This is a genomic window from Salinicoccus jeotgali, assembly GCF_055379195.1.
Genome location: NZ_AP043830.1, coordinates 935,995 through 960,263, shown reverse-complemented (window position 1 = coordinate 960,263; position 24,269 = coordinate 935,995). Strand labels below are relative to the sequence as shown.

The following is a 24,269-nucleotide window of genomic DNA, read 5'->3' as shown; positions in this document are numbered from 1 at the left end:
ATTAAAAATTAAAATTAAAAAAAGCTGGCTCACCGAGCCAGCTTATCATACTACTTGACAATTTCCTTAAGTGCAACACGTTCAAATTTAAGGATGGCACCATTTACATCATCGGTGCGGATGTACATATGTTTTTGATCGAATGACTCAACCGTTCCGTGGATGCCTCCGATAGTGATGATATCATCACCTTTTTGCATATTTGCCTGCATATCTTGCACTGCTTTTTGTTTCTTCTGTGCCGGACGGATCATCAGGAAATACATTACCAGAATTAATACCAGGAACGGCAGAATGGCCATGAAAAACTCCATTTAAAAATCTTCTCCTCTTTAGAAATTTTTTGGATTTTCAACATTCAATCCATATGATTCGAAAAATGCTTCTTTAAAGTCCATTAATTGATCATTTAAAATCGCAGTTCGAACATCTTCCATCAATTTTAGCAGAAAATAAAGGTTATGGTAAGTCGTAAGCCTTAATCCTAGAATTTCATTTGCTTTGAATAGATGTCTGAGGTACGCCTTTGAATAGTTCCGGCATGTATAACAGTCGCAGCCGGGGTCAAGCGGCGTGAAATCCCGCTCGAACTTCTTGTTTTTGACGACAACCCTGCCTCTTGAAGTCATGGTTGTGCCATTGCGTGCAATACGGGTCGGCAGGACGCAGTCGAACATGTCGATGCCCCTGATTACACCTTCTATCAGGGCATCTGGAGAGCCGACGCCCATCAGATACCTGGGCTTGTCTTCCGGCAGCAGTGGCACAGTCTCCTCAAGCACACGATACATAATGGGTTTTGGCTCCCCAACGGACAATCCACCGATGGAATATCCGGGGAAATCCATGCTGACCAGATCTTTGGCACTTTGTTCACGCAAGTTTTTGTATTCCCCGCCTTGCACAATGCCGAATAGCGCCTGGTTGCGGTCATGGCCACCTTTATTGTGATGCTCAAGACACCTCTCAGCCCATCTGCTTGTGCGCTCGATGGAATCTTTTACATATCGTTCCTCGGCTGGGAAAGGCGGACATTCATCAAATGCCATCATGATATCCGATCCGAGGTCATGCTGGATGTCCATTGCCTTCTCCGGACTCAGGAACAGCTTGGAGCCATCCAGATGGCTCCTGAAGTGGACACCTTCTTCTTCGATTTTGCGTCTGTCGCTCAGGCTGAATACCTGGAATCCACCGGAGTCGGTCAATATCGGCTTATCCCAGTTCATGAATTTATGGAGACCGCCTGCTTCTTTAATGATGTCGCTCCCCGGTCTCAGCCATAGATGATAAGTATTGCTCAAAATGATCTGACTGCCGATATCCGCAAGCTCCTCCGGAGTCATTGATTTGACTGTCGCCAAGGTACCGACGGGCATGAATATCGGAGTGTCTATAGTACCGTGTGGTGTATGGAGTTTGCCTATACGGGCTCCGGTCTGTTTACATGTCTTAATATGTTCATATCTGATTGCCATCTAAGTTTCATCCTCATATATTATCATTGCATCGCCAAAACTGAAGAATCGGTATGATTCATTGATGGCATGTTGATATGCCGCCATGATCGTCTCTTTATCACTGAATGCACTCACCAGCATCATCAGCGAAGATTTAGGCAGATGGAAGTTTGTGATCAGGGCATCGATCGCCCGGTATTCAAATCCGGGATAGATGAAGATATCAGTGAATCCACTGGCTTCAGTGAACTTACCGTGATCCCTGACGATCGTCTCCAATGTCCTTGTGCTCGTCGTCCCTACACTGATGATCTTACCGCCTTTTGACTTGACCGTGTTCAACAGTTCCGCTGTAGGATGGTCCATGATATAGAACTCCGAGTGCATCTTATGGTCTTCAATCACATCTGTACTGACGGGACGGAATGTACCTAGACCGACATGCAATGTGATGTAGGCGATATGTACACCTTTAGCCTTGATTTTCTCAAGCAGCGCATCGGTGAAATGCAGCCCTGCAGTCGGCGCGGCTGCCGAGCCTGAATGTTTGGCATACACAGTCTGATAGCGCTCTTTATCCTCAAGCGTCTCCTTGATGTAAGGAGGCAGAGGCATCTCTCCAAGGGCATCCAGTACATTTTCAAGCACACCCTCATGTTTCAGTTCGACATGCTTGATACCTTCATCGAATGAGTCTGTACATACTGCCTTGAGCAGGCCGTCACCAAAGCTTACCACCGTACCTGGGCTGATCTTTTTAGCTGGCTTCACCAGCACTTCATATCCCCCTGCGACCGGCTTCAGCAGAAGCATTTCTATTTTTGCGCCGGTCTCTTCTTTGATGCCGTATAATCTTGCCGGCAGTACTTTCGTATCATTTAAAACGAGTACATCTCCCGGGTTGAAGAAGTCGATAACATCTTCAAACGTCTTATCGGAGACCGTGCCTGATTTCTTCTCCAATGCCAATAGTCTGCTTGAAGCCCGGTCCTTCAGAGGGGTCTGGGCAATCAGATCATGTGGCAGGTTGAAATCAAATTCTTCGAGTTTCAAACTTATTCCCCATTTCTCGATGTATCTGGCTGTGTGTCATCTTTGAAGTATTCGTAGCTTTTTGCGGTGGCCCGGCGGCCGCGCTGAGTGCGCTCTAGGAAGCCTTGCTGAATCAGATAAGGCTCATAGACGTCAAGGAGCGTCACCACTTCCTCACCAATGGAGACCGCTACCGTCTCCAACCCCACCGGTCCGCCACCATAAGTATGTATGATTGTGTTCATAATTTTATGGTCGACCGGGTCGAGGCCGCTCGGATCCACCTCAAGCACTTTAAGGGCATGATCAGTCGTTTCCAAAGTGATGGATGGCTCTTCCTTGACTATGGAAAAGTCCCGTACGCGGCGCAGCAGCCGATTAGCTATACGCGGCGTGCCCCTTGAACGTCTGGCCAATTCCACCGTGCTGTCGGGGTCGATGGATACTTCAAATATTTCCGCTGTGCGGTTTACGATCGTCATCAGGCTATCGACATCATAATATTCGAGTCGCAGCTGTACCCCGAAACGGTCCCGAAGTGGCGCCGAAAGACTGCCAAAACGGGTTGTGGCCCCTACCAGAGTGAAGGGTGGCAGATCGATGCGGATGCTTCTCGCTTCCTCACCTTTACCGATGACGACATCAAGGAAGAAATCCTCCATTGCCGAGTAGAGTATTTCCTCCACTGCACGCGGCAGACGGTGAATTTCATCGATGAACAGCACATCGCCTGTTTCAAGGCTCGACAGGATGGCAGCCAAGTCCCCTGCACGTTCCACTGCAGGACCTGAGGTTGTACGTATATTTACACCCATCTCATTTGCGATTATATTGGAAAGCGTCGTCTTGCCGAGCCCCGGCGGCCCATGCAGTATTACATGGTCGAGGGCCTCTCCCCTGATCTTTGCCGCCTCGATGAAGACTTTGAGGTTATCCTTCAACGTCTTCTGCCCGATATACTGGCTTAAAAATTCAGGGCGCAGTGACATTTCCACCTGCTCTTCCTGATTCTGCCTATCTTCATCTAAAATACGATCGTCCATAGTAACACCCCATTATTGAACTAAGTACTTCAAACCTCGCTTAACGGCCTGATCGACTGAATCGAAATGTTCCTGATTCAGGTTCTTTTCAATCCGCTTGAGTTCCCGCTTACTGTAGCCCAACGCTTCAAGCGCAAGCATGGCTTCCTGGATATGGTGGTTGTTGCCACCTTTTTCGGGTGTAGGCGATACTATGCTTACATGTCCGAGCTTGCCTTTTAGATCCAGTATGATCTGGCTTGCCGTCTTCTTTCCGACCCCCGGAAATTTCTGCATATATTTCTCATCTTCGGCTTCCACCGCTTCAATGATCTCTTCCGGACTCGAAGCAGCAAGTATCGCCAGTGCACTTTTCGGACCGATGCCGGTCACTTGAAGCAGAGATTGGAAGAGGACCTTTTCGTCCATTGTCACAAACCCGTATAGCGTGTGGCTGTCATCCCGCACAATCAGTTCGGTATGGACCGTCACATCTTCCCCATCCCTGTTCTCAAAACGGAAAGGGTTCGGCACCATGATCAAGTAGCCGATCCCACCAGTCTCTACTGTAATATTCTGTGGCGCAACTTCTTTTAACGTGCCTTTTATATACTGATACATCAAATCACCATCATTCTACGAATTCGAATTCACCGCGGAGGATCCTTACTGTATCGCCCGTCTGGATGCCTTTCTCACGCAGGGCATCGTCGATGCCCATGGTGCGCATCTGCCTTGCGAACCTTCTTACGGCTGCATCGCGGTTGAAATCGGTCATTTTGAAAATGCGCTCGATGGAATCGCCTGATACGACATAGGCGCCATCATCATCACGTGTAATCTCAAATGCATCAGGATCTTTTTCATGCCGGTAGACGACACGGTGATCTGTCTCTTCGATGACTTCTTCGACCGTGGAAGCTTTCTCAAGCATGTCCGCAACGCGGTAGAGCATATTGTCCAGATTTTCACGGGTGGCAGCCGAAATCCGATATATCTCCTTATCTTCCCCCACTGCTTCCGCAAACTTCTCAAAGATGCCCTCGTCTTCCACAAGGTCAGTTTTATTGAGCACGATGATTTCAGGCCGTTTGAGCAGGCTTTCATTATATAGGCCCATCTCTTTACGGATTGTTTCATAATCCTCTACTGCATCCCGTCCTTCAACCTCACTGATATCTATGACATGAACGATGACTTTAGTCCGCTCGACATGCCTTAGGAACTGATGGCCAAGCCCAGTGCCTTCCGAGGCACCTTCAATGAGTCCAGGCAGATCAGCCATGACAAATGATCTGCCGTCCCCCGTCTCCACGACGCCCAAGTTCGGCTTGATGGTTGTGAAAGGATAATCCCCTATTTTAGGTTTCGCTTTGGTGACGGCACTGAGTATGGTCGATTTTCCGACACTCGGGAAACCAACGAGGCCGACGTCGGCCAGTAGTTTTAACTCAAGCACTACATCAAATTCCTGGCCAGGTTCCCCATTCTCGGCAAAGTCCGGTGCCTGGTTCCTTGACGTGGCGAAGCGGGAATTTCCGCGGCCACCCCGTCCGCCTTTGGCGACGACGGCCCTTTGCCCGTGTTGGGTCAGATCAGCTAATGTTTCTCCGTCTTTTTTCTTCTTGACTACTGTACCTGGTGGCACCTTCAGTACCATAGGCTCACTGTTTTTCCCGTGGGCATTCGCACTCATTCCGTTACCGCCGCGCTTCGCTTTAAAGTGGCGCTGATACCGGAAGTCCATCAATGTCCTGAGTCCTTCATCGACCTCAAATATGATGTCCGCACCATCGCCGCCGTCGCCGCCTGAAGGTCCGCCCATCGGAATATATTTCTCACGTCTATACGCGACGAGGCCATTTCCGCCATCGCCGGCTTTTATGAATATACCAACCTGATCTATAAACATAGTCTCACCCCTATCCTTAAAATATTATATCATATCGTACACCACTCATTTAATGAAAAAGGACACCAGCTCTGCTGATGTCCACTCGTTCATTATTTCGCTTCGGTATAAACAGAAACGCGCTTTTTATCGCGACCAAAACGCTCGTATTTTACAACGCCGTCGATCTTAGCGAATAGAGTATCATCTCCGCCGCGTCCAACGTTCTCACCTGGGTGGATTTTAGTTCCACGCTGGCGGAAAAGTATGGAGCCGCCTGTTACATGCTGGCCATCTTGTCTTTTGGCACCAAGGCGTTTGGATTGGGAGTCACGTCCGTTCCTCGTTGAACCTACACCTTTTTTGGATGCGAAGAATTGCAGATTGAGTTTAAGCATTGCTTTCACCTCACTTGAATAATAATTTGATGTTTTCACCGTATTCTTCTTCTATTGTTTTAAGTGATATGATCATGCTTTCCAATAGAGTCTGGAGTTTTTCATCATCTGGGTCTGTCACTTCAAAATTGAAGGAGCCGGATTCTTCCTCCATATCGATTGAGGGATTCGCATCCGTCATATTGAGTATGGCGTTTACAGAACCGAAGACAACTGCCGAAGCACCTGCACAGACGATGTCACTACCATACTCACCGAACATGGCATGGCCTTCCATATTGAAGGAAGTGACCTGTCCATCATCATTTATATGGAATTCTACATTAATCATTAGAAGTCTATCTTATCAACTGTCAGTTTTGTATATGGCTGACGGTGACCTTGTTTACGCTTATAATTCTTTCTGCGCTTGAATTTCACGACGTCGATTTTTTTACCGCGGCCGTGCTTTTCAACTTTTGCAGCTACAGTAGCGCCTTCTACAGTAGGGGCACCAACTTTAACTGAATCTCCACCTACAAAGAGTACTTTGTCAAAAGTGAATGTGGCACCTGCTTCTGCGTCAATCTTCTCGACGTAGATAGTTTGGCCCGCTTCAACTTTAATTTGTTTACCACCTGTTTCGATAATTGCAAACATACTTACACCTCCTAATATAAAATAAGACACGCCATCTGCAGGTGGATAGTGATCGCTTGAACCTGCAACTGAGCGGTTGATGTCTACATTATCACCAACTTCTGCATTATACCAGCAGCAGATGGTGCTGTCAATCCTGCTTGAGGAGTTCTTTCCTGACTCTGGAGACTTTGCGTGCCACGACAAAAACAATCAAGAAGAGCAGCGCATTGATGAGCACACTCGGCACCGCTCGTAGGGCCGCATAATCAAACATTGGCATATCGATTATGCCAAGTATGGAAAAAATCGCATATATATATGCATCGTAAAAGAAGATGAGCAGCAGTACGACAAATGCCATGGCGACAAAATCTCTATGGAAGACCCGGAAGGCGGTGTGCATAAATACGACGAACGCCACCATCCCGAAGGTGTGTATACCATAGAGGGACCCTATGTAGATGTCGAGCATTGCTCCGAATACGACCGCCAAAAATATTCCCATCCTCGATCCTGCATAGATCGACAGCAGCAATATGAAGATAAGCAAGGTGCGGGGTACAAAATAGACCGTCACTCCACTGATAGATGCTGGACTGAATTCCGCAAAGGTAAAGTCGATATACATGAATAGGAAGGCACAGAGGAAAATCATAAGTGTTCTCATATTATTCCTCCATTGACTCCGGATTTCTTTTGATGACATGTACCAGATCGATGTCATCCATATTACTGTTCAACTGTACGTAAGCATTTTGACTCAACCCATACTCATCGTTTTCGACCTCAACTATTTTGCCGATGAGCAGACCTTCCGGCAGGCTTCCCACCAGACCGCTCGTGAAGACTTCATCGCCTCGTTCGAGTCCGCTGCGGTTTTTAATGTTCTCAACTACAAGTAGGTTGCGTTCATCATCAAACCTGCGAATATTACCATATGCCGTATCGTCTTCATGGGTCACTTGAACTGAGAGGTTATTGCCGGCTGATGATGTCGTCAGCATCTCTACATAGCTTGAGCTACCGTTGGCTCTGACCACAGTCCCCACCAAGCCTTTTGTGGTCATCACCGCCATGCCTTCCTTTATGCCGTCGGATTCCCCTTTATCGATGGTAAAGTTATCCATCCACTGGTCAGGTGACCTCGATATCACACGGGCATCCACACTTTCGTAGGAGCGTCTGGAACTGACCTCCAGAGTTTCCCTCAACTCCTCATTCTCCGCTTCAAGGCCTTCCAGGTCTGCCTGCATCTGCGGCAGCATCTCAAGCTGTGCATGTAATTCCTCGTTTTCTTCAACAGCATTGAAACTGGCGGAGATCTTATTGATGATGTTGCCTATGAATCCGACCGGCGCGTCTATGACGACTTGCGAACCTGCTGTCAGATCGCCGGTGAACTGCTCCGCTTTAGTGACGGAATTCCTATCCGTCATTGAGAAACCTATTAAAAGTATTAATACAATGATGCCAAAAAGTATGATCAGCATACGATTACGGTTGAAAAGCCTGTTCACGATCGAGCGCCTCCATTGATTGATGATATCTGTTAAAAGAATACCACAATAGAGCATTGCTGATAAAGGATATGTAAATAAAAAGGAGAGGCCCTAGGGCCTCTCCATAACAGATAAGATAATAATATATATGATATCTAGAACAGTAAGTATACATGTTCTATCAAAGGCTTTTTAGATGACAGCATCATCAATAGCCTGTTATGTCATTTTCATTACAATTATTATGTTACATGTTTAATTGTTCGCTTTCAAGGGGATAATGTAGATTATTTAATGTAAAATGTCATTTTTCCATAAATTTTGAATCGCTCTGAAGCGCTCAATCACTTCCCGCAGCTCGGCGTCATCTACAGCTAGGGATATGCGGATGTAGTATTTTCCGCGCGAGCCGAATGGAATTCCTGGAGTGACAAGGATGGAGCATTCATGGAGCAGGTAAGCCTTAAACGTCTCACCGTCAAACCCTTCCGGCACATGGATCCAGCCGAATATCCCCCCTTTAATCGGATTGATTGGAATACCCATATCCAATAACGCTCCTGTAACCAGACGGCTCCTTGTGGAGAAGGTATCCTTCTGTACGGGCAGAATATCTTCAGCATGTTGGAGTGCCGCAATAGATGCCTCCTGCACCACACCCCACATACCCGTTTGTGTATGGTCCTGATAAGTGTTGATTGCCCTAATCATTTCTTTGTTTCCTACAGCGAAACCTGAACGGAATCCAGACATGTTGAATCCTTTCGACAGAGAATAAATTTCAATGGCACAGTCGAGGCTGCCTTCACTCTGGAGTATACTGGGATGTTTCCCATCAAATGAAAATGGTGCATAGGCAAAATCGTGTACTACGCAGGTGCCTGTTCCTTTAAACTGCGCTATCGTACGATCGAAAAATGCTCGGTCCGCAACTGCACCGAGCGGATTCGACGGATAATTCAAATATAACAGCCGCGCATTGGCCTTCTCTTGGTCATCTAACGCATCGTAATCCGGCAAATATTCGTTTTCTGCAAGAAGCGGTAGATCATAGATCACCCCTTTCGCCAATTCAACACCGGCTGCATAATCTGGATAGCCTGGATTAGGCAGATAGACCCCTTCCCCCGGCTCGATGAACATCATCGGAAACTGCACTAGGGCACTCTTGGTGCCGTACAGCAGTGCGATATTGTCCTCATCCAACTCCACATCGTACTCATGCTTGTAGAAATCGATGATCGCATCCTTAAATGACTGTTTCCCCCTGAATTGTCCGTACCGTTGATTTTCTGGTTGGTAAAGGGCTTCTGCCGCTCGCTTCAGAATGGGTTCTGGTGTCTCGGCATCCGGTATGCCGACTGCGAGGTTGATCAGTGGGAGGGGACCGGATGGTACCTCTCCAGCCATAGCCGTCTTAAAATAGCTGTCGGGAATACTTGAGAGTAGTTTGTTCATCTTCATTCTCCTTCTGGTTTATCGAATCCTTTGAACTGCTCGTCTATCGTCTGTTTAAAGTGTTCCGACTCAACTGCATTGATGAGGTCCTCTGCCATTTTGCTGTCTTTATCTGAAGCATTTACGACAATCTGATTCCTGTAATTCTCATTCATATCTTCAAGCTGGAGCGCATCGGCCAGATCCATTCCGCTTGCTAGCGCAAAGTTCCCCGGCACGAGCGATAATCCGATCTGATCGACACTTCTAGGCAGCTGCCCTGAATCCTGGTAGACGAATTCCAGATTTTTATTGTTCTTTAATATATCCTTCTCTTCTATCGCAAGTAGATTTGCGTCTTCTGCAACTTCAATCAGACCAGCATCCATAAGCGTCTGGAATCCCCTTGAAGAATTGACGGGATCCAGAGGCAACGCCACTTCACTGCCGTTTTCTATTTCATCCAATGAATCATACTCGCTGGAATAGAGTCCCATAGGTGCAGTCGGCACTTGGATGAGATTATGGAAATCCGTACCGTTCTCCTTATTGAAGTCAGCCATGAACGATTTGTTCTGATAAAGATTCGCATCCAGATCTCCATTATTTAAAGCATTATTCGGTTGGATGTAGTCGGTGTACTCAACAATCTCCACCGTGTAGCCCTGTTCTTCCAAGGCCGGTTTCAATGCAAAGTTCACCATATCACTGTAGGGGCCGGTGGAAGCGCCGATGGTGATCACTTCCCCCTCCCCTTCGTAGAGCAGTGCGCTGCTTCCTATAATGACTGCAAGTGTTGAAGCAAGGAATATCAATATCCCACGCATATCAGTTCCTCTCCTCTCTTTGGCTCAAATAGTCCCCGATTATCTGGATGAGTTGGACAATTATAATCAGAATGACGACAGTCGCAATCATCGTCACGGTGTCATAGCGGTAATATCCGTATCGTATCGCAAGATCTCCGATTCCACCCCCGCCGACGACCCCTGCTGTGGCACTGAAGGCGACAATGGTGATGATCGTCAGCGTAATCGCCTGGGTGATGCCCCGCTTCGCTTCCGGGACCAACACATCCGTAATGATCAGCCAGAGTGATGCGCCTCCGGCAATGCTTGCTTCAATCACGCCTTTATCCACTCCATTGAAGCTTGTCTCCACCAGTCTGGCAAATAGCGGGATGGCCGCCAAGGAAAGGGCCACGCTCGCAAATACCGGCCCGTGGGAGCTGTTTGTCAGCCAAGTCGCAATCGGCATGATCGCTACAATCAATATGATGAAAGGGAACGACCGGATCACGTTCGTCAACGCCCCTAAAAACTGGTTCAGTGGTTTTATCCTATAGAGCAACGGATTCGCAGTCACATACAGCAATATACCGAGCGGGAGTCCAAGCAGCACCGCAAAGAATATGGATATCGAGACCATCAGGGTCGTTTCGAGCAATGCCCGGTATAACAGCGGTGTAATTTCAATCAATCTTTCCATATATCTCAGCCCTCTCTATTCCTTTTGAGTCGTCGATGAATTGCTTCAGTCTGGCGATTTCTTCCTGTCTGCCTTTAATGTGGAGCATCAGAAATCCAAGGGGCATATCCTGGATGTATTCGATGCGCCCGTTCAAGATGCTTATATCGCAATCAAAGTGGCGGTAGAGCTGATTGACATAATTCGCTTCTGCATGTTCATTCAAGAATTTGATGGTGATCACTTCAGATTCACTATTCAGTTCAATATGCGGCGGGATGGTGAAATCGTATATATCCTGAACAAACCCCTTCGTCACCTTATGCTCCGGGTGGCTGAAGACTGCGTAGACATCATCCATCTCCACGATTTCCCCTGCCGTCATCACACCTACTCGGTCAGCAACCTCTTTTATGACCTCCATCTCATGGGTGATCAATACAATGGTGATCCCGAACTCCTTATTGATCTTCTTAAGCAGTTTCAAAATTGTTTTTGTCGTATCAGGATCGAGTGCGCTCGTCGCTTCGTCACATAAAAGCACTTCAGGCTCATTGGCCAGCGCCCGCGCAATGCCGACACGCTGCTTCTGTCCCCCACTCAAATTTTTGGGGTAGCTGTCCATCTTGTCGCTCAAGCCCACAAGCGACAATAACTCTTCAATGCGCGACGGCACTTTCTTCTTATCATAACTGCTCGCCTTCAACACAAATTCTATGTTCTGGTATACAGTTTTAGTTTCAATCAGATTGAACTGCTGGAAGATCATCCCGATCTTCTGCCGTTTTGCACGCAAGTCTCGCTCTGCCAACTTGCCCAAATCCGTACCATTAACATTGATGTTGCCGGTAGTCGGCTGTTCCAACAAATTGATCAGGCGCAACAGAGTACTTTTCCCTGCGCCACTAAAGCCAATCAGACCGAAGATCTCACCCTCACGAATGGAGAGCGTCGTCTTTTTCAGAGCTTCTATCCTTTTTCCTTTAACGAAATATTCTTTAGAGACATCGGTAATTTCAATAGCCACGCCACCACATCCTTTTTATATTAAAAACAAAAAGCCATCTGCTAAATGCAAATGGCTTAAAGATATCTATCTGCCAAGCATCCGCTTGTAGGATTTAGCACAGTACCATAATAGCCTGTTGCTGAAGCTTCAAAGGGCCCAATCCCTCCACTTCTCTGGATAAATGTATTTAATTGAGTGAATATCACTTTACTCGAGATTATTAGAATTGTCAATATATTAATAATACTTGAATTATAATTTAAAAATTTATAGAAATCATGATATTGATAATCTCAAACCAAGAAGACTTCTAAACAGGGTGATGTCATCACCCTGTTTTACTCACAAATATGATATCTAGATTCTAAATAACATATAGAATCTATCAAAGGATTATGGAACTACCATTATTTAAGAAATATTGCGTAGCATCATCTGAATAACATCCTTATTATGTAAAACTTAACTCCCCATCATACTATTCGATCCTTAGTTAAAATTACCAATTTGATGTGTAGTAAAGAGTGAATCGATTATAATCTATAAATTTAGCGTGATAAAATCAGATGCAGCTTGATTAATGTGGTTATGATAAATCTTGTCATATTCGTATGAACCGAAAAATGGCCCCTTATGAATAGGGAGCAAAACCTCAGCTTTTTCGGGATTGTATCTAATCTCATTTAGTAAAACATATAACTTACTAGCAACTTTTAATTCAATTTTTACTTTCCCACAGTTGTCTAAGGAAAAATTATCTACAAAATAGCCTTGAAGAGCGTTAAATTTCCTATAATAACTATATTCTATAAATTCTTTTGTTTCATTATCTTCAAGATATAAATACATATCCAAACCCATTTTTCCATCCCCTTCTACCTATTTAATGACATTCATCTCTTTCAAGCTAATATATTTTCCAGACCCAATGATTATATGGTCTAAAAAGTCGACGCCGATCATTTCCCCACACTCATACAAACGTTTTGTAACCTCGATATCTTCTCTCGAAGGCGAAGGGTCACCACTAGGATGATTATGTACACATATTATCGCGGCAGCGCTCCTCTTTATTGCTTCTTTATATACCTCCCTAGGATGTACTATCGAAGTGTTCAAAGACCCTTTAAACATAGTTTCTTGGTGAATAATCATATTTTTGGTTGATAAATACAAAACTACAAAGTGCTCTTGTTGATAATACCTCATTTTTTCCATAAGCAGTTTACTAACATCATCTGGGCTTTTTATGTAAAGATCTTCCTCTAATGAATGTGTATGCATTCTTATTGCTAGTTCAATAACTGCTAATATTGTTATTGCTTTTGCTTCCCCAATACCTTTAATGCTGATTAACTCCTGATAGGTAAGTTCACGCAGTTCACGAACAGATTTCATATCCTTTATGATTTTGTTTGCAATTCCAATACTAGACTCCTCTTTGTGGCCGGTATTGATGATTATCCCAAGCAATTCTTGGTTGGTAAGCTTGTCAGGTCCATAAATCATCAGTCGTTCTCTTGGTTTATCCGAAAAGTGCATCTCTTTAATTAACATTCTTATAGGAAGCCTCCAAAATATATAGAATTCAAATCATCATATAACAAAAATGAAAGTATAATAGCCGTAGTAATAAATGGAACCAGAGGGATCTTAACGGGTAACTTTGTTTTATAGAAATGCAGTATTATTACAAATAACCCTCCAATCAAATAGGTAAGAAGTAAGCTATAAATAAAGAAGTTGACAGGGGTAATCAAAGTGATTACTGTAAACAATTTTATATCGCCATATCCTATTGATTCTGAAAATAAATAAAAGAATAGATGCAAAATTAAAATTATACAAATGTCCTGAAATGGTTCTAAATAATAAAGATCTGTTAAAAATAGTCCAGCAACTAAAAATATAAGATTCATGTGATTTGGTATTTTTAAATTTTTTCTATCATAGATTGAAAGCGGCAACAAAATTGTAATCATCAAATAATATAATGTGAGGTCTTTGAGAGAAAGATTAAAATAAATGGGCAGTAAATAAAGAAGTATTACTAAAATTTCACAGACTATAAAACTGTTATCGATTTTCCCTTTACAATAGGAACATTTTCCCTTAAGCAAAATAAAACTCATTACCGGAATTAGCTCATAAGGCTTTAAGCTCTGAAAACATAAATCACATCTACTTCTACGATATAAAATCGAAATGTTATCGGATGCAGTTACAGCATATATAAATGATGCGCAGATACCTCCAAGAATAATTATAAAAAACATAGCATCACCTCTTCCTGACACTATATTAGCTTCATAATCATTTTTAGTAAAAATGCAATAATCATATATAACGGTTTGAAAGTCACTAAAAAGGTGATTTTGGATTAATAATCATGTAGTTTTTATTTATTATGTCAGTTTTACATTTGTTTCTTCACATTATAATTTTTTCTTAAAACCTCTAGTTCATTATTTCTCCCATATAACTAAACCTCCCCCGACACTCATACCGCTTCTCATACCCCTTCATATTCTTGCTGAATTGATACCTGCATTTTTTGTATTCATATAGATGACGGCATCTTTGAATTGATGGGTGCGAATCTGAGATGAGCCCAAACGGTTCAGTGTTTCTATAAATTCCGAATTGGATTTTTTATATGATTATTCTTAATAAATAGTGCATAATGCACACATACTCATGTTAGAGGACATCCCAAATGATCGTTCAGTACTTTGTCCAATGAAATTATGCGAGATGATTATTTCCATTTTGACACTTTAAATACAACCTTTTTTAATTTCTTAACAGCCTCTTCTACTGTTCCTAATCTCAGTTTCGCAAACCCTATTATCAATGCTCTCTTATCCTGACCTTCTTCAATCCCTTTAATACTGAATCTTCTCAAAGTATAAAGTTCTATATTTTTACAGGTAGCCTGTCTTTCTATCTCCTCATAAGTCTTATCTGTTTTAAATTCTGCGTAAAAGTGTAAGCCGGCTGGTATATCATGAATTACTATACTGTTTCCGAACTCTTCCTTTAATGTTGTAATTAGTTTCTCCCTCACCTTCTCGTAATGTAAATTCATCTTTTTTACATATTTAGAATAGTCGCCGTTATTTATAAAATGGTTTAGAGTATACAGATTGAATATACTACTGCCTTGAATCCAATTCGAGTACATTTCTCTATATTTTCTCAGTAAGTCAGGAGGGAGCACTATATAACTTATTCTCAGTCCCGAAAAAAGTGTTTTTGAAAATGTTCCGGCATAAATTACTTTGTCGTGTCTGTCCAAACTCTGAAGAGCAGGTATATGATCTGTCCCATATTTGAATTCACTATCGTAATCATCTTCTATAATGTATCTTTCATTTGATTCAGAAGCCCAGTTCAATAATTCAATTCTGCGGGATATAGACATGATCTTTCCTGTGGGGAATTGATGTGAAGGCGTGATGAATAGAATATTGGAATCTGATTCTTTTATTTTATTTATATTAATACCGGAATCATCCAACTCTATTGGGTTAACTTTCAAGTTTAAAGCTTTGAATAAATCATACATTCTTCGGTAACCCGGGTTCTCCATTCCTACTGTTTTTGTGGTATTATCCATTGTCAGTATTTGTTTGATGAGTGACTGAGTACCTGAACCAATGACGATTTGTTCCGGTTTGCATTTTACCCCCCTATTTACTGAGATAAGTCTGGAAATTGTCTCCCTGATTTCATATGGTCCCTGGGGATGGCTTATTTGTGAAATTTCTTCCTTATAATTTTTAAAGACATGTTTTTCAGCATTAAGCCATTTGTCATGCGGAAAATATTCTAAATCAGTAGCCATATGAGAGAGAGATATTTCAAAGCGTCGAGGGGCACCTTCTTCCTTTAGATCTTCTGGAAACTCGGACTCTTCCATATCATCATTATATTGTGCAATATCCTCAACATAATAGCCGCTTCTCTCAATCGCATGAATATATCCTTCTGCCAGAAGTTGTTCGTAGGCATTGGTTACTGAATTCACACTGACATTCAATTCTTTTGAAAGATTTCTTTTCGTTGGAAGCTTCTCACCCGGCAACATTTTGCGATTCAAAATTAAATTTTTAAAATTGATATATATCTGCTGATACTTATAAAATTTTTTCTCATTTTCACCTATATTCAATAGCATGTTTATTCCACACTCCTTTTGGTACCATATAAATTAGAAAATTGGTACTTTTCATTATATCAGCTATGGTGCATATTGGGATAAGATTGAGCATCATATATTAGGAGGCTATTTAATATGACTAAAGTTACTACTGATGATAAAACATTAGATATTCAGAAAAAAAGAGAAAAATACGTTCCTAAAGGAGTTAGCAATGGCAATTTAAATGTTGCTGATTATGCTTCAGGCGCTACCGTCACTGATGTATCAGGTAAAAAGTGGATAGATTTTGCAGGCGCAATAGGCGTGCTTAATGTTGGACACACTAATCCAAAGGTTACACAGGCTGTGAAGGATCAAGCTGACAAATTTCTCCACCCTGGTTTCAACGTTATGTTGTACGAAGGCTATATAGAATTGGCGAAAAAATTAACAGAAATTACGCCGGGAGATTTCAATAAAAAGACGATTTTATTTAACTCTGGTGCAGAAGCAATTGAAAATGCAATAAAAATCTCCAGAAAATATACTGGTAGACAAGCCGTAGTGTCTTTCAAACGTGGATATCATGGTCGCACAAACCTAACAATGGGCATGACTAGTAAGGTTAAGCCTTATAAGTTTGGATTTGGACCTTTTTCTCCAGAGATATATCAAGCACCATTTCCTTATTTGTATAAAAAACCAAATCATCTTTCAGAAGAAGACTATGTGAATCAAATAATCAACGACTTCAAATCTTTTTTTATTGAAACAGTTGCTCCTGAAACAGTCGCTTGCATTGTCATGGAACCCGTTCAAGGAGAAGGCGGATTCATTATTCCTCCCATCAAATTTGTGAAAGCGGTTTCTGATTTCTGTAAAGAACATGATATTATTTTTGTGGCTGATGAGATACAAACAGGATTTGGTAGGACAGGCAAAATGTTTGCGATGGAACATTTTGATGTTACACCAGATCTTATGACGGTTTCTAAATCATTGGCAGCTGGGCTACCGCTAAGCGGTGTAGTTGGTAAAAGTGAAATTATGGATTCATCTAATCCTGGGGAATTAGGCGGTACATTTGCAGGTAACCCGCTGGCATGTGCTGCTGCTTTGGCTGTTATAGAAATCATGGAAGAAGAACAGCTCTCTAGTCAAGCTGAAAAACAGGGAGTAATTATTGAAAATAAATTGACTCACTTGAGAAAAGAACATGATTTTGTTGGAGATATTCGGAGACTTGGTGCCATGGTTGCTGTAGAAATCGTCCAAGACCGTGAGTTGAAATCTCCTGATAAAAATAAAACTGCAGCCATAACAAAATACGCAAATGATAATGGCCTGCTCCTCCTGTCGGCAGGTATTAACGGCAATGTCATCCGCTTCCTCGCGCCTCTAGTAGCAAGTGACGAGGAAATTGAAAAAGGACTAAATATACTTGAAGACGCTTTTAATTCAGTTAAGGAGAGCGAATAAATGATTGATACTAAAAAAATCATAATAAAGAATCCAGCTACTGGAGAAATAATACAAGAAGTAGATGTAGACTCGAGAACAAATATAGAAAAGGCAATTTCTTCAGGCCATTCTGCATTTAAGACTTGGAAGAATACAGATGCTCACAGAAGATCAGAATTAATGAAAAATTGGTCTACAATTATTCAGGATAATAAACAGGAACTCGCCAAATTGATGACGCTAGAAAGTGGAAAACCAATAAACGAATCCAAAGGCGAAGTGGATTATGCAACGAGTTATATCGATTGGTATGCAGAAGAAGCGAAACGCGTTTACGGGCGTACCATTCCTGCAAATTCAGATTCAAAAAAAATCATAGTATCTAAGGAAGCTGTGGGTATGGTAGCTGCTATTACTCCTTGGAATTTTCCTGCAGCTATGATGACCCGGAAGGCGGCTCCTGCCCTTGCAGCTGGGTGTACTTTTATAGTGAAACCTGCTGAAGAGACTCCATTGACTACGCTTAAGCTTATTGAATATGCGCATGAAGCTGGAATTCCTGAAAATGTCATTCAATGCGTGAATGGGCCCGGCAAAGAAATTGGCAATACCTTTACTCAAAGTGATCTAATCAGGAAAATTACATTTACTGGTTCTACTCCAGTAGGTAAACAACTTATAAAAGACAGTGCAGATTCTGTTAAGCACGTTTCGATGGAGCTTGGCGGACATGCTCCGATGATTATTGCTAAAGATGCAGACATTGACCTTGCAGTAGAACAGACCATTGCTTCAAAATTTCGAAATGCAGGGCAAACGTGTATTTGTGTCAATAGAGTACTCGTCGACGAAAGTATAGTTGAAGAGTTTTCAAGTAAGTTGAAATTAGAAGTCGAAAAGCTCAACGTTGGTAATGGACTCGATGAAAATATTCAAGTAGGACCTGTCATCAATAAAAAAGGATTTGATAAGATTCTTTCTCAAATCGAAGATGCTGTAAATAAAGGGGCAGAAATCTTATCTGGGAACAAAACGATTTCAGATGACCAAGATGGTTATTATTTTGTTCATCCTACTATTCTAAAAAATGTTGCAAAGAATGCCGATATTATGCAGGAAGAAACATTTGGTCCCGTTATCCCCATCACGACTTTTTCTAGTATAGATGAGGCATTAGAAATAGCTAACAGTACACCATTCGGTCTTGCAGCATACTTCTTCACCAATGATTATAGAATTGGAAACTATATTCATGGTAACCTTGAATTTGGGATTATAGGCTGGAATGATGGAGCGCCTTCTGCAGCTCACGCCCCATTCGGTGGTATGAAAGAAAGCGGTTTGGGCAGAGAAGGTGGAATCGAAGGAATTGAACCTTATCTTGAAACCAAGTACCTTTCCATCGGTAACTTGAAATAAGTAAATGTTATTATTTCGTTAAAAGGGGTATTAAATGGACAAAAAATTTATTAAATCTTTTTCAATGGTAGATGTATTATTTATGGCTACTGGCGCGATGCTTGGATGGGGATGGGTCGTGCTCTCTGGCGACTGGGTCAGTAGTGCAGGATTTCTTGGAACCGCTTTAGCTTTTATTATCGGGGGTATACTAGTTACTTTCATTGGTTTAACTTATGCAGAGTTAGCTGCCGCGATTCCTGAAACAGGAGGTGGCATGGTATTTGTGCTAAGAGCCTTCAAACAAAAAAGTTTAGGTTATCTAGCAGCGTGGAGTGTGCTGTTTGGATATGTATCTGTGATTACTTTTGAAGCTGTTGCACTTCCCACTGTAATTGACTATGTTATCCCTGTCAGTCATGTAGGGTACCTCTGGAACTTAGGTGGATTTGATATCTTCTTTACATGGGTATTAATCGGTTCGGTAGGCTCCATTCTACTAACCTCGCTTAACTATTTCGGTGTAAAACCTGCCAAATTAGTGCAGAACGTGCTCACAGCAGGCGTGGTCTCTGTGGGATTGGTATTAGTATTTGGGGGAATCACGTTAGGAGATAGTTCAAACCTTCAACCGCTGTTTGGAGAAGGCGTGGGTGGCGTTATGACCGTCTTGATTATGATTCCTTTCCTATTCGTCGGCTTTGATGTAATACCTCAAATTGCAGCAGAAGTGAAGTCACCTCCTAAATTAATAGGAAGAATTTTAATTGGATCTATTATTGTTTCAATAATATTCTACGTGTTGGTGGCGTTTGGGGTTTCAATGGGGCTCTCGGTCGGACAGTTAGAGCTTTCAAGTTTAGCTACAGCTGATTCCATGGGTGCACTTTTCGGCAGTCAAGCAATGGCAAATATTATAGTAATAGCAGGGGTGGCTGGAATAGTTACAAGTTGGAATGCTTTTATCATAGGGGGGAGCCGTATACTCTATGCCATGGCAATCCGAAAAATGATACCTGAGTGGTTCGCTTATATCCACCCGAAATACAATACACCTACCCACGCAATTATATTTCTGGGTGTTTTAGGAGTAGTCGCTCCTCTACTTGGGCACTCCGCTCTAAACTGGTTCGTAAATGCTGGAGGTATAGGAATAGTTCTAGGGTATTTAATTGTAGCATTCTCATTCCTGAAGCTTAGAAGAGCTGAGCCTTCCCTAGAAAGACCTTTCAAGATTAAATATTGGAAAACAACAGGGATTATGGCTATAATACTCAGCATCCTATTTATTGGCTTCTACATGCCTTTCTCCCCTTCTGCTCTTGTTTGGCCAATGGAGTGGTTGATTGTCGGAGGCTGGTATCTGATTGGGTTTATCTTTTATATATTTGGCAGTGAAAAAGATGTGAATGCTGATTATGAAAGAAGCTTCTTAAGTCGTGACCCAAATAGCCAGTTAAGTAAAAATTAATAATTATGCTTCATTCCGTGTCCCCAAATCTGCACCTCAGGTATTGGGGACTTTTTAATTTCTGAAAATGATTTAGTCATGACAGTAACTTAAGCTTTAATATTCTACTCTAACATGCTCTTGAATATTAATGATTTTTATATCTTTCTAAACCTAAGTAACTAAACCTTCCCCGACACTTCCGGCACACATACCGCTTCTCATACCCCTTCATATTTTTGCTGAATTGATACTTGCATTTTCTGCATTCATATAGATGACGTCGCCCTTTGAATTGATGCGTACGTGTCTGAGATACGCCTAAACGGTTCAGTGTGTCTACAAATTCTGGATCGGAGTCTTTATATGGCTCGCCTTTAATAAATAACGCATAATGCACATACTCGTGATAAAGGACATCCAAAATAATCTGTTCAGTATTGTGGGCAATGAAGTTATGCGACATGATTATTTCCATATCGATTTTCTGGCGATTGCCCTGTATGTATTTGATGCGGAACGCTCCGAATTTCGATATCATGCGCTTTGAGATTCGGATGGGAATATTGAGTTCTATGTTGAATTTATCCATTAAAATTCATGTGCATAATATTTAAGTTCTTCTTGGGTCATACGTACAAGCCTTCCTTCAATCTTGATTGGAAATGACAAAAGGTCAGGATGTTTTATATCCTGACCACGTCATTGATTTAATACTTATAATTAGATTTTTATATCTCTTTTTGTTTTTTTCGTAGTATCAATTTGTCTTTGTCAAACGATATTTCTTCATAATCTTTAAATAAGGCGATAATTGTAGAAATTCCTATAGTTGATGCTGTAATCATCGCTGCAATCTCCAAGCCTGTAAACATAGTTGCAGTGTTGGCAGTGGTGGCAGTGGTAGCAGTCTTAGCAGTGTTAAGAAGGGCAAGACGAGTAACACCAGCAATGCCAGCGGACCCACCTGGTATAGGTAAGATTGAAACACCTAAGGCCGCAATTAAAATACCAAGCTTTACTTTACTCAACTTCGTTATCTTGCTACCTTTTTTTAATTTCTTAGCTAACTTTCCACGCACTATAATTTCTTCATATCCTTCATCTTTTGCACTAGTTAGTTCTTTTTTCGTATACACCTCAATTTTTTTCATAAAATAATCTCCCAACGAAACTAATATTGTGTTTTCGATTACAGCAAGGGACAAGTCTATTTCTTGTTATTATATATATTATACACTATTAAACCTTAAATTCAAAAAATAAGAATATTCTGATTCCAATAGATAATGTGATATTAAAATAATACATCTAACGATAAAGGGTCAGGATATCAAATATCCTGACCTTTTCATTCTACAGTAATTCTTTTGCCAAGAGACGATAGACGTTCAATCTGGCTTCCTGGGAGTGTGGAATACTGACGATCATCACTTCATCGAATCCATATCTTTCTTGTTCTTCTCTCAGCTGGGCTGCAACTTCTTTTGCCGAACCGACGATATGGAGTGGCCTGCGTTGCTCTATCTTCATTTTATCCATTTCCGTCAACGGATAGTCCTGTGCTTCCTCGGGTGTAAGGGGTGGCATTATCCTGCCTTGTGACAACATGAGTCCTGCAATATCTTGAGGTAATGCTTGAAATTCCGCTTCTTCACGTGTTTCTGCAGTCGTCACCATATAGCATACATTGATTTCTGGCTGCTCCATGAAATCGGTCGGCTTAAAGTTCTGCTTATATGCATCCAATATTTCACGGCTCAATGCCCCATTGAAGAATTGGGCAAATGAATACCCAGCACCCATTTTAGCAGTCTCTACTGCACTGTTCCCACTCGAACCAAGCATCCATGCCTCAGGGAGGGTAACGTTTTGAGGAAATGCTGGTGTTGAGCCATAAAGTCTGCCTTCAGGTGTTTCATCGTTGATCAACTGAAGCGCTATTTCAAACTTTTCATAAAGGTTATCAAGTTCAGGACGTCTGCCCTGTGACAATGCATACATGGCGCTGCCGTCCCCACCTGGTGCCCGGCCTACGCCAAAATCAATCCTGCCAGGGGAAAATGCACTGAGTGTCTTGAATACTTCAGCCAGTTTCAGTGGTGAGTAGTGCATCATCATAATGCCGCCTGTCCCTATCCTGATGTTTTCAGTCTTGGCCGCGAGTCTGGCTGCGGTGATCTCAGGGGCTGAACTGACTACTGTGCCAAGCCCATGGTGTTCTGCCATCCACATGCGATGGTATCCGAGGGAATCGGCCAATACTGCCAGTTCCTCTGCTTTATGGAGGGCATCCTTCTCGTTGTTGCCTTTAGTTACAGGTGCCTGATCCAATACACTTAATTTCATTGAAAAACCCTTCTCTCTTTATATGGTGACCTAGTAATCGAATAACCGATTGAGTTCTTGTTCCCTTTTCAGTTTTTCCGGCGTAACGTCATTTCCCACAGGATCAATGACCGTAAGCCCTGAAAGATTATCGAGCACCTGTCCGCGGAATTGGCGTAGATAATTTTCGCGCAGTTCCTTTTGTTCCTGCTGTTCGGTTGCCGTCAATCCTATTTGTTTCTTTTTCTGTGCCAGTTCATTGATGCGGTCGAGTCCCACTATCATATTTAACATCTTCTTTCATATTAGTTTTACTTTTTTATATATGCTCATATTGCACACTGCAACTTTTCTGCAGTTCTTTTTCAAGTACTTTGAAACGTTCGTTGTAATTCCCGACACGGAGCTTTTCAGTCAGGTCGGCAATATTCTCGCGCTTCAACACATTTTTCCAGGATGCCTCCGCCTCACTCATCGTCTCCCTCAATATGCACTGCTCTGATGTCTCGATTGAGTCCATCATATTATCCATTATGCCACTCGATGAATAGAGCGACTGTCGGCCTTCTATAGCAGTATAGATGTCATATATCCGTATATCTTCCGGGGATCGTTTTAGCCTGAAGCCACCTTTAGTACCATGGACTGATACAATCAAGTCCGCCTTTACCATCCTTCTCAACAGCTTTTGGAAGTAGCTCGGCGAAGCCCCGATATGTCTGCTGATTTCTTCACTGTGCAGCACAGCACCTTTAGGCAGCAGATTAAGGAGAATAACAGCGTAAACAGATTGTTCCACACCTGTCTTCATTTTCACAGCGGCATCACGTCCTTCTCTTTATATCGGATAATTGTTGTCCGATTTAAAGAATACTTTAACAGACGGAAGCAATATTGTGCAATCATGACGACTCGGAATAAAAAAACAGCAGTACGCTTCAAAGTATAATTAATCGTATTCATCGGAATACAAGTTGAATTATGTTCAATCGTCAGATATCCTATCTTCCTCCTCTTTGACACTTTATAATAGAAGTTTATAAAAGGAGATGAATATAATGCAGATTAAGGAAATAAGTGATATTCAAAATGACCGAGATGAATTGTCCCAGCTTTTCCAGGAAGTTGTAGCCCAAGGTGCCTCTATGAACTATTTGCATCCGATGAGTGATGAAACAGCTTTACGTTATTGGGATGGTGTCCTGTCTGAAAATGTCTGCCTCTATGTCGCCGTGATGGATGGGTCTATTGCAGGTACAGTCCAACTGCACCTCAGCGATAAAGAGAATGGACAGCATCGGGCGGAAATCGCCAAGTTGATGACGCATCCGGCTGCCCGCAGAAAAGGTGTAGCAAAAGCATTGCTGAAACATGCAGAAGAAGCAGCCTTTAGTAAAAATAGATGGCTAGTCATGCTTGATACCGAGAAAGATGGTCCAGCAAATATTCTCTATCAAGATGAAGGGTATGCTCCCATCGGTTCGATTCCTTCATACTCACAAGACCCATTCGGAGAATACAAAGATGTTAATGTCTACTACAAACATTTGAAATGATTATCAAAAGGACCCTTCTTTAATGAAGCTTCTTCTAATTATAGATATCACGATCAATTAACTGACAGTTTGATTCAGATACATTCATCAGAAATC

General features: G+C 42.3%; 28 protein-coding genes, 1 riboswitch and 1 other annotated feature. Of the genes, 4 read left to right on the top strand and 24 right to left on the bottom strand.

Features of this window, described 5'->3' with window-relative positions; translation table 11 throughout:
* Positions 1 to 50: 50 nt before the first annotated feature.
* From yajC to gabR, 19 genes are all read right to left on the bottom strand, one after another.
* On the bottom strand, positions 51 to 314 hold the full coding sequence (yajC, locus tag ACZ43I_RS04820; RefSeq protein ID WP_344700981.1) for a preprotein translocase subunit YajC: 264 nt from the start codon (positions 312 to 314) through the stop codon (positions 51 to 53).
* A gap of 18 nt (positions 315 to 332) precedes the next feature.
* Positions 333 to 1,478 (bottom strand): tRNA guanosine(34) transglycosylase Tgt, encoded by a 1,146-nt coding sequence (gene tgt, locus ACZ43I_RS04815; RefSeq protein ID WP_344700982.1) that lies wholly within the window; start codon positions 1,476 to 1,478, stop codon positions 333 to 335.
* Positions 1,479 to 2,513, bottom strand: coding sequence for a tRNA preQ1(34) S-adenosylmethionine ribosyltransferase-isomerase QueA (gene queA, locus ACZ43I_RS04810; RefSeq protein ID WP_344700983.1), 1,035 nt, complete (start codon positions 2,511 to 2,513; stop codon positions 1,479 to 1,481).
* Positions 2,514 to 2,515: 2 nt separating this feature from the next.
* A complete protein-coding gene (gene ruvB / locus ACZ43I_RS04805) occupies positions 2,516 to 3,535 on the bottom strand; it encodes a Holliday junction branch migration DNA helicase RuvB (protein ID WP_344700984.1) in 1,020 nt (339 codons plus the stop codon).
* A 12-nt stretch (positions 3,536 to 3,547) separates the two neighbouring features.
* Entirely contained in the window at positions 3,548 to 4,135 is a 588-nt protein-coding gene (ruvA, locus tag ACZ43I_RS04800) for a Holliday junction branch migration protein RuvA (protein ID WP_344700985.1), read from the bottom strand.
* A gap of 10 nt (positions 4,136 to 4,145) precedes the next feature.
* Positions 4,146 to 5,426: a GTPase ObgE gene (gene obgE, locus ACZ43I_RS04795; RefSeq protein WP_344700986.1), complete on the bottom strand. Its 1,281-nt coding sequence runs from the start codon at positions 5,424 to 5,426 to the stop codon at positions 4,146 to 4,148.
* A gap of 92 nt (positions 5,427 to 5,518) precedes the next feature.
* Complete coding sequence (gene rpmA / locus ACZ43I_RS04790; protein WP_344700987.1) at positions 5,519 to 5,803, bottom strand: 50S ribosomal protein L27; 285 nt, start codon at positions 5,801 to 5,803, stop codon at positions 5,519 to 5,521.
* 10 nt (positions 5,804 to 5,813) lie between these two features.
* Entirely contained in the window at positions 5,814 to 6,134 is a 321-nt protein-coding gene (locus ACZ43I_RS04785; protein ID WP_344700988.1) for a ribosomal-processing cysteine protease Prp, read from the bottom strand.
* Positions 6,134 to 6,442 carry a 50S ribosomal protein L21 gene (rplU, locus tag ACZ43I_RS04780; protein ID WP_344700989.1) on the bottom strand — a complete coding sequence of 103 codons (309 nt, stop codon included), beginning with the start codon at positions 6,440 to 6,442 and terminating at the stop codon, positions 6,134 to 6,136. The genes ACZ43I_RS04785 and rplU overlap by 1 nt, the downstream gene beginning before the upstream one ends.
* Positions 6,443 to 6,456: 14 nt before the next feature.
* Positions 6,457 to 6,530: a sequence feature (ribosomal protein L21 leader region), on the bottom strand.
* 42 nt (positions 6,531 to 6,572) lie between these two features.
* Positions 6,573 to 7,091, bottom strand: coding sequence for a rod shape-determining protein MreD (mreD, locus tag ACZ43I_RS04775; RefSeq protein ID WP_344700990.1), 519 nt, complete (start codon positions 7,089 to 7,091; stop codon positions 6,573 to 6,575).
* Position 7,092: 1 nt separating this feature from the next.
* Positions 7,093 to 7,941: a rod shape-determining protein MreC gene (gene mreC, locus ACZ43I_RS04770; protein ID WP_344700991.1), complete on the bottom strand. Its 849-nt coding sequence runs from the start codon at positions 7,939 to 7,941 to the stop codon at positions 7,093 to 7,095.
* Positions 7,942 to 8,214: 273 nt separating this feature from the next.
* Positions 8,215 to 9,387 (bottom strand): aminotransferase class I/II-fold pyridoxal phosphate-dependent enzyme, encoded by a 1,173-nt coding sequence (locus tag ACZ43I_RS04765; protein WP_344700992.1) that lies wholly within the window; start codon positions 9,385 to 9,387, stop codon positions 8,215 to 8,217.
* On the bottom strand, positions 9,384 to 10,187 hold the full coding sequence (locus ACZ43I_RS04760) for a MetQ/NlpA family ABC transporter substrate-binding protein (protein ID WP_344700993.1): 804 nt from the start codon (positions 10,185 to 10,187) through the stop codon (positions 9,384 to 9,386). Before ACZ43I_RS04760 ends, ACZ43I_RS04765 begins: the two co-directional genes overlap by 4 nt.
* Position 10,188: 1 nt before the next feature.
* Positions 10,189 to 10,848 carry a methionine ABC transporter permease gene (locus ACZ43I_RS04755; RefSeq protein WP_344700994.1) on the bottom strand — a complete coding sequence of 220 codons (660 nt, stop codon included), beginning with the start codon at positions 10,846 to 10,848 and terminating at the stop codon, positions 10,189 to 10,191.
* Positions 10,832 to 11,854 carry a methionine ABC transporter ATP-binding protein gene (locus ACZ43I_RS04750; RefSeq protein WP_344700995.1) on the bottom strand — a complete coding sequence of 341 codons (1,023 nt, stop codon included), beginning with the start codon at positions 11,852 to 11,854 and terminating at the stop codon, positions 10,832 to 10,834. The genes ACZ43I_RS04755 and ACZ43I_RS04750 overlap by 17 nt, the downstream gene beginning before the upstream one ends.
* Before the next feature lie 63 nt (positions 11,855 to 11,917).
* A riboswitch (SAM riboswitch) is annotated at positions 11,918 to 12,020 on the bottom strand.
* 356 nt (positions 12,021 to 12,376) lie between these two features.
* Complete coding sequence (locus ACZ43I_RS04745) at positions 12,377 to 12,697, bottom strand: hypothetical protein (protein ID WP_464761746.1); 321 nt, start codon at positions 12,695 to 12,697, stop codon at positions 12,377 to 12,379.
* Between the two features lie 18 nt (positions 12,698 to 12,715).
* On the bottom strand, positions 12,716 to 13,393 hold the full coding sequence (gene radC / locus ACZ43I_RS04740; RefSeq protein ID WP_344700997.1) for a RadC family protein: 678 nt from the start codon (positions 13,391 to 13,393) through the stop codon (positions 12,716 to 12,718).
* Positions 13,394 to 13,395: 2 nt separating this feature from the next.
* Entirely contained in the window at positions 13,396 to 14,112 is a 717-nt protein-coding gene (locus tag ACZ43I_RS04735; RefSeq protein ID WP_344700998.1) for a prepilin peptidase, read from the bottom strand.
* Between the two features lie 482 nt (positions 14,113 to 14,594).
* Positions 14,595 to 16,016, bottom strand: coding sequence for a MocR-like transcriptional regulator GabR (gabR, locus tag ACZ43I_RS04730; protein ID WP_344700999.1), 1,422 nt, complete (start codon positions 16,014 to 16,016; stop codon positions 14,595 to 14,597).
* A 117-nt stretch (positions 16,017 to 16,133) separates the two neighbouring features.
* Here gabR and gabT point away from each other — a divergent pair, with 117 nt between their 5' ends.
* From gabT to ACZ43I_RS04715, 3 genes are read left to right on the top strand one after another with little or no spacing between them, the layout of a single operon-like run.
* Positions 16,134 to 17,459, top strand: a complete 1,326-nt coding sequence (gene gabT, locus ACZ43I_RS04725; RefSeq protein WP_344701000.1) for a 4-aminobutyrate--2-oxoglutarate transaminase — start codon at positions 16,134 to 16,136, stop codon at positions 17,457 to 17,459.
* Positions 17,460 to 18,860, top strand: coding sequence for an NAD-dependent succinate-semialdehyde dehydrogenase (locus ACZ43I_RS04720; protein ID WP_344701001.1), 1,401 nt, complete (start codon positions 17,460 to 17,462; stop codon positions 18,858 to 18,860).
* 34 nt (positions 18,861 to 18,894) lie between these two features.
* Entirely contained in the window at positions 18,895 to 20,310 is a 1,416-nt protein-coding gene (locus ACZ43I_RS04715; protein WP_344701002.1) for an APC family permease, read from the top strand.
* Positions 20,311 to 20,437: 127 nt separating this feature from the next.
* Here the strand turns inward: ACZ43I_RS04715 and ACZ43I_RS04710 are convergent, their stop codons facing one another.
* The 5 genes from ACZ43I_RS04710 to ACZ43I_RS04690 all read right to left on the bottom strand — a co-directional run bounded on the left by ACZ43I_RS04710 (position 20,438) and on the right by ACZ43I_RS04690 (position 23,434).
* Positions 20,438 to 20,830 (bottom strand): SprT-like domain-containing protein, encoded by a 393-nt coding sequence (locus ACZ43I_RS04710; RefSeq protein ID WP_464761758.1) that lies wholly within the window; start codon positions 20,828 to 20,830, stop codon positions 20,438 to 20,440.
* Between the two features lie 190 nt (positions 20,831 to 21,020).
* On the bottom strand, positions 21,021 to 21,443 hold the full coding sequence (locus tag ACZ43I_RS04705; RefSeq protein WP_344701004.1) for a hypothetical protein: 423 nt from the start codon (positions 21,441 to 21,443) through the stop codon (positions 21,021 to 21,023).
* A gap of 202 nt (positions 21,444 to 21,645) precedes the next feature.
* Positions 21,646 to 22,638 carry an LLM class flavin-dependent oxidoreductase gene (locus ACZ43I_RS04700; RefSeq protein ID WP_344701005.1) on the bottom strand — a complete coding sequence of 331 codons (993 nt, stop codon included), beginning with the start codon at positions 22,636 to 22,638 and terminating at the stop codon, positions 21,646 to 21,648.
* Between the two features lie 30 nt (positions 22,639 to 22,668).
* Entirely contained in the window at positions 22,669 to 22,902 is a 234-nt protein-coding gene (locus ACZ43I_RS04695) for a DUF896 domain-containing protein (RefSeq protein ID WP_344701006.1), read from the bottom strand.
* 34 nt (positions 22,903 to 22,936) lie between these two features.
* Positions 22,937 to 23,434 (bottom strand): RrF2 family transcriptional regulator, encoded by a 498-nt coding sequence (locus ACZ43I_RS04690; RefSeq protein WP_425568275.1) that lies wholly within the window; start codon positions 23,432 to 23,434, stop codon positions 22,937 to 22,939.
* Positions 23,435 to 23,675: 241 nt separating this feature from the next.
* On the opposite strand from ACZ43I_RS04690, the gene ACZ43I_RS04685 reads away from it, so the two are divergent.
* Positions 23,676 to 24,173, top strand: a complete 498-nt coding sequence (locus ACZ43I_RS04685) for a GNAT family N-acetyltransferase (protein WP_344701007.1) — start codon at positions 23,676 to 23,678, stop codon at positions 24,171 to 24,173.
* Positions 24,174 to 24,269: the final 96 nt, after the last annotated feature.